The organism is Idiomarina sp. UBA4206 (assembly GCF_002383015.1).
Classification (GTDB): Bacteria; Pseudomonadota; Gammaproteobacteria; order Enterobacterales; family Alteromonadaceae; genus Idiomarina; species Idiomarina abyssalis.
This window is the reverse complement of the sequence record NZ_DFTS01000012.1, coordinates 1-5,964: the sequence shown is the minus strand read 5'-3', so window position 1 is coordinate 5,964 and position 5,964 is coordinate 1. Positions and strand designations below refer to the sequence as shown.

Annotated in this window: 7 protein-coding genes; 6 read left to right on the top strand and 1 reads right to left on the bottom strand. The window is 46.8% G+C overall.

All coding sequences use genetic code 11. From position 1 onward, the window contains the following. The 6 genes from truD to rpoS all read left to right on the top strand — a co-directional run. A partial coding sequence (truD, locus tag B3180_RS02140; RefSeq protein ID WP_286842797.1) for a tRNA pseudouridine(13) synthase TruD occupies positions 1–172 on the top strand: 172 nt, incomplete at its 5' end. Further along, a complete protein-coding gene (gene surE / locus B3180_RS02135) occupies positions 169–921 on the top strand; it encodes a 5'/3'-nucleotidase SurE (RefSeq protein WP_286842716.1) in 753 nt (250 codons plus the stop codon). The genes truD and surE, both read left to right, overlap by 4 nt. Further along, positions 921–1,562 carry a protein-L-isoaspartate(D-aspartate) O-methyltransferase gene (locus tag B3180_RS02130; RefSeq protein WP_404813262.1) on the top strand — a complete coding sequence of 214 codons (642 nt, stop codon included), beginning with the start codon at positions 921–923 and terminating at the stop codon, positions 1,560–1,562. Before surE ends, B3180_RS02130 begins: the two co-directional genes overlap by 1 nt. Next, positions 1,559–2,143 carry a YqaA family protein gene (locus tag B3180_RS02125; protein WP_199494542.1) on the top strand — a complete coding sequence of 195 codons (585 nt, stop codon included), beginning with the start codon at positions 1,559–1,561 and terminating at the stop codon, positions 2,141–2,143. The genes B3180_RS02130 and B3180_RS02125 overlap by 4 nt, the downstream gene beginning before the upstream one ends. Continuing rightward, positions 2,143–3,060: a peptidoglycan DD-metalloendopeptidase family protein gene (locus B3180_RS02120; protein ID WP_054488012.1), complete on the top strand. Its 918-nt coding sequence runs from the start codon at positions 2,143–2,145 to the stop codon at positions 3,058–3,060. The genes B3180_RS02125 and B3180_RS02120 overlap by 1 nt, the downstream gene beginning before the upstream one ends. Positions 3,061–3,138: 78 nt before the next feature. Further along, complete coding sequence (rpoS, locus tag B3180_RS02115; protein WP_271331321.1) at positions 3,139–4,116, top strand: RNA polymerase sigma factor RpoS; 978 nt, start codon at positions 3,139–3,141, stop codon at positions 4,114–4,116. Positions 4,117–4,142: 26 nt separating this feature from the next. Here rpoS and mutS read toward each other — a convergent pair. After that, positions 4,143–5,964, bottom strand: a 1,822-nt coding sequence (gene mutS, locus B3180_RS02110) for a DNA mismatch repair protein MutS (protein ID WP_286842709.1), incomplete at its 5' end; no start/stop codon positions are given.

The window sequence follows — 5,964 nt, the reverse complement described above, 5'->3', positions numbered from 1 at the left end:
ATTGAGAAAACTACGGGTCGATGCGGCGCGACGCAGCACACTATTGCGCGTAAAAGAGCCAGAGTTAAGCTGGCATGGCAAGGATGCTGAATTACGCTTTACGCTACCTTCAGGCGCATATGCAACGACTGTGTTAAATGAAATTGTGGACTTAAGTGGTGAATCCAGATGATGAAAATTCTATTAAGTAACGACGATGGCGTCCATGCCCCGGGGATTCGGGCATTGTATCAAGCGTTAAAAGAAGTCGCTGATGTAAGAGTCATCGCTCCTGACCGTAACTGCAGCGGCGCAAGTAACTCATTGACACTGCATAATCCATTGCGGGTGCGTCGTCTGGATAACGGTTTCTTTTCAGTTAACGGTACACCGACCGACTGCGTTCATTTGGGCACGAACTCACCGATGGCGGAAGACGTGGATTTAGTTGTTTCCGGCATTAATGACAGCCCCAATATGGGTGACGATGTGCTGTATTCCGGCACTGTTGCAGCGGCAATGGAAGGGCGCTTTATGGGGCTTCCTTCTATTGCAGTGTCGATGGGCGGTCGAGGACACGACTACTACGATACTGCCGGACGTGTTGTCGCCGAGATTGTTGCCAGCATGGAAGATGATCCGCTTCGCCTGGACACAGTATTGAATATTAATGTGCCTTACACGACTTACGATAAGTTAAAAGGTACGCGGGTAACTAAACTGGGTCGTCGGCACCGTGCAGAAACTATGGGGCACGATCGCGACCCTTTTGGCAGTGAGATATTTTGGTATGGCCCAATTGGTCACCACGCAAGTGACGAGCCAAATACCGATTTCACAGCAATACATGAAGGTTATGTATCTATAACTCCGTTAAGTCTGGACATGACAGCTCAACGACATACCGACACACTGACAGACTGGTTAGAACAACAAAAATGATGATTAGTAATGGACAGTCGCGGGTAAAGCGGCTGATTCAACAACTGGAAGAACTGGGTATTACCAATAAAGAGGTGCTGCGGGTTATTGCTAATACCCCGAGGCACCTTTTTATGCCTGAGTCATTAGCTCATAAAGCCTATGAAAATACGGCGTTGCCCATTGGTAACGGGCAAACCATTTCGCAGCCGTTAATGGTGGCAACAATGACGCAGTTGTTAATGCAGCATCATTGTAAAAACGTGCTGGAGATAGGTACAGGCTCGGGTTATCAGACGGCAGTGCTGGCTCAGCTGGTTGATAAGGTCTTTAGCGTCGAACGTATTGCTACTTTGCAGTATCAGGCGAAGCGACGTATGCGTCAGCTTGACTTGCATAATGTGTCTATGCGCCACGGTGATGGCTGGAAAGGCTGGCGCAGTAAAGGTCCGTTTGACGGTATTATTGTCACGGCTGCGGCAAGCGATATCCCTCAGGATTTAGTCGATCAACTTGCGGATGGCGGTGTGATGATCATTCCGGTTGGTGAACAGAATGAATCACAAAGTTTGGTCGTTATGCGTCGTTTTGGAGACTCATTAGAGCAACAGCGCATTGGCGATGTTCGTTTTGTGCCTTTAGTTAAGGGAGATGTCATTTGAAGTTGTTCTCAGCATTGTACGATAAGGTATTATCCTGGGCACAACACCCCAGAGCGAATGTCATCCTCGGTTTATTAAGTTTTGCTGAGTCCGTTATTTTTCCAATCCCTCCCGATGTCATGCTGGCGCCAATGGCTATGACTCAACCCCAAAAAGCCTGGAGGCTGGCGTTTTTAACGACCGTTACTTCAGTAGCCGGGGGGATTCTGGGGTACTTCCTCGGTTATTGGGCTTATGAGTCACTGGTATTGCCTGCTGTGGAAACGCTCGGTTATCAAGACAAACTCTTAACCGTACAGGGTTGGTTCGCCGACTGGGGCGTATGGATAGTCTTTATTGCCGGATTTTCACCAATTCCTTATAAACTATTTACGGTAACTGCAGGTGTCATGCAGATAGCCTTTTTCCCTTTTGTTATTGCATCCGCTATTAGCCGTGGAATGCGTTTCTATCTTGTCGCATGGTTACTACGTACCGGCGGTCCTGAAATGGGTGTAAAACTGCGTGAATATGTTGACCGTATTGGCTGGACACTGGTAATACTGGTTATTATTGGGTACGTAATAGCGCAATTGGTGTAATGATGGTTCTATCGTCCGGGGCAATCAAGCAATTAATATTATTGATTTTTGCCATTACTCTGCTTCAGGCATGCAGCGGTCGATCAGCACCTGCGCCGGTCGATGAACTGTACACCGGAAAAACTTACCGTGATTTTGAGCCAAACTCATTGAACGATAAAGAATATGAAGTTCAACGCGGCGAAACCCTCTATTCAATCGCATTCAGAGCCAATATGGATGTTCAGGATATTGCCCAAATTAATAATTTACAAAAACCTTACACTATTTATCCGGGACAGAAACTGAGTCTGGTGAGTAAGCCGCAATACGGGGCCACCTCAGCCAGAAAGGCGCAGCGAACGACTAGTGCTAAACAGAATAATAAAACCTCAAATAACGCACAAAATAATATAAAAACGCCCGTTGCTAATACTGAACAGAAAGAGTATGGTCAAAAAACGAGCACAAAAAAAACAGTTGCAAAACAAACCGATAAGCGTCGTAAGAGACAGCCTAAGCAGCAGATTAAAAGACCTGAAGTTGATCTGCCGAGTAACGATAAAATTGTCTGGCGTTGGCCTTCATCGGGAAAAGTCTTAGCTGATTTTTCGTTGCAGGAACAGGGTAATAAAGGTATTGATTTTGCAGGTGAGCGCGGCGATTCGGTGAATGCTGCAGCAGCTGGAAAAGTCGTTTATGTCGGAAATGCATTACGCGGGTTTGGTAATTTAATCATATTGAAACATAACGATGATTTTATTACCGCCTACGCCCACAACGATAAAATTCTCGTAAAGGAACAGGAATGGGTGGACGTAGGTGAGACAATTGCCCGAATGGGAGATTCAGGCAGTCCGCGAGTGAAGTTACATTTTGAAGTTCGTTTCCGTGGTAAGTCGGTTAATCCGAGGCATTACTTACCAAGATCTCGCTAGTAGTGTGGGAATAATAATAACAAGATAGGGAAGTCGACGTGTGTAGTAACACGGTGTTCAGTATAACAGGAGCTTGTTATGAGCCGCATAAAGGAAGAATCAGTCGACAATGCAGAAGTTAATGGTGAAGTTAACGAAGAAACGTTAGTCGATAGCGCGGACAGTTCTGCAGAAGAGCTGGAAGAAGCGTTATTGTCATCATCCACCAGTTATCAAAAAAAGATGGACGCAACGCAGCTTTATTTAGGAGAAATAGGGTTCTCCCCTTTATTGACTGCTGAAGAGGAAGTCTTTTATTCCCGCCGAGCCTTAAAAGGCGACAAGGCAGCTCGCCGCCGAATGATCGAGAGTAATTTACGATTAGTGGTTAAAATTGCCCGTCGTTATTCTAACCGGGGCTTACCCCTTTTGGATTTAGTTGAAGAAGGCAACCTGGGTCTTATCAGAGCAGTCGAAAAATTCGACCCTGAACGTGGTTTTCGCTTTTCAACTTATGCCACATGGTGGATACGACAAACTATCGAGCGAGCTATTATGAATCAGACGCGAACCATCCGTCTGCCAATTCATGTAGTTAAAGAGCTGAATGTGTATCTTCGTGCTGCTCGGGAATTAGCGCATAAGCTGGATCATGAGCCAACGGCTGAAGATATTGCAGAAAGTCTGGATAAACCGGTCGGTGACATTACCAAAATGCTGCGCTTGAATGAACGAATAAGTTCAGTCGATACGCCTATTGGTGGTGATAACGACAAAGCATTGCTAGACATATTAACGGATGATTCTGATACCGGCCCGGAAGGCATTCTTCAGGATGAAAATCTGAAAATTAACATTACCGAGTGGCTGCAGTCTTTGAATCCTAAGCAAAGGGAAGTACTTGCTCGTCGCTTTGGGCTTATGGGTTATGAGCCGTCAACACTGGAAGATGTTGGCCATGAAATAGGGCTGACGCGTGAACGTGTTAGGCAGATACAGGTTGAGGCTTTGCGAAAACTGAGGGACTCCCTTAAGCAGCAAGGGTTAACACTTGATTCGTTGTTTAGCCCGGAATAGAAGTCGTTAGAAGAAAAAGCTCAACCTCAGGTTGAGCTTTTTTGTTTCTGCTGCCATTGGTAAAGGATATCCAGTGCCTGTCTTGGTGTTAAATCGTTTAAGTCGAGCTGTTCTAACTCGCTAAGCAAAGGGTTCTGCTCTTCAGTTGGCAAGGGGAGTTCCATAGCTTTTTGTTGGGGTGCTTTTGAAATGCCATGATGCGTGTGTTCGAGCTCTGTTAGCTTTTGTTTTGCGCTTTTTATGACATTATCGGGAACCCCGGCTAACTTCGCAACTTGCAGACCAAAACTTTGGCTTGCAGCTCCCGCACTGACTTTATGCAAAAACGCTATGGTGTCGCCATGTTCTTTAGCATCAACATGCACGTTGATGGTTGCCGGCAGCTCTTCAGCAAGCTCCGTTAGCTCAAAGTAATGTGTCGCAAATAAAGTTAAACATTTAAGCTGTCGGGACAGGTAGTCCGCACAGGACCAGGCTAGAGATAAACCATCGTAGGTTGACGTGCCACGACCTATCTCATCCATGAGAACCAGGCTTTTTGCGGTAGCGTTATGCAAAATATTAGCGGTTTCTGTCATTTCTACCATAAATGTTGAGCGGCCTGAGGCTAGATCGTCGGAAGCCCCAATACGTGTGAAAATACGATCGATATCTCCAATAATCGCCTTATCCGCGGGCACGTAGCAGCCCATGTGAGCCAGAATAACAATGAGCGCTGCTTGCCTCATATAAGTCGACTTACCGCCCATATTCGGGCCTGTAATCATTAGCATTCGCTGCTCGGGTGTCAGAGACATCGGGTTAGCGATAAAAGGCTCGTCACTTAGCTGCTCAATAACTGGGTGACGGGCCGCTTCCAGCTCAATTAAGCTATTGTCTTTTTTAAGTTGAGGCCGACAGTAGCGGTAGTTATCCGCTAGCTTTGCAAAGCAACAAAGAGCATCGAGTTGCGCAAGGCCGGAGGCACTCTTTTGTAAAGCATTGACCTGCGGTAGAAGATGTTCAAAAAGCTGATCGTACAGCCATTTTTCTCTGGCCAGCGAGCGAGCCTGAGCGTTAAGTACTTTATCTTCGTGCTCTTTTAGCTCGGGAATTATATAACGCTCAGTGTTTTTAAGCGTCTGACGGCGCTGATAATCGTCTGGTACGGACTCTGATGACTGCCTGCTGACTTCAATAAAGTAGCCGTGGACTTTGTTGTATCCAACTTTTAGTGTGGCAATGCCGCTTCTTTCCCGTTCGCGCTGCTCTAACTGCTTAAGGTAGTCGGTAGCTCCGGTGGCGAGATCTCGTAATTCATCGAGTTCTTTGTCGTAGCCTTTTGCAATGACTCCACCATCACGAATCAATAAGGGCGGTTGTTCAATTACGGCTCTGGTCAGCAGATCGACAATTTCCGGAAAGGGTTGGATGTTCTGTTTCAAATAACTTAAAGCGTTATGAGACAGGTAGTCGCGGATTTCGGGTACTTGCGCAAGGCTGTCGCGCAGTCTGGCAAAGTCTTTGGGGCGGGCACTTCTCAAACCAACCCGCGCGACAATACGTTCAATGTCGGCCAGCTTCTTCAGCGACAACTGCACATTTTCGTAGCTATTGTTGCCCTTTAAAGCGTCGACAGCGTCGTAACGTTGGTTCAGTTCTTCATGGTTACGGATAGGGCGCTGTAACCAGCGTTGAAACTGCCGGCTTCCCATAGCGGAAACAGTTTTGTCGAGTACCGCAGAAAGATGGGTGTTGCCATCGCCCATGCTTTGTTGCAGCTCTAGGTTTCTCCGCGTTGCCGCGTCCAGAATAATGGCATCCTGCGGATGTTCAGTTACCAGGGCCTGAATATGGGGCAGAGCGGCA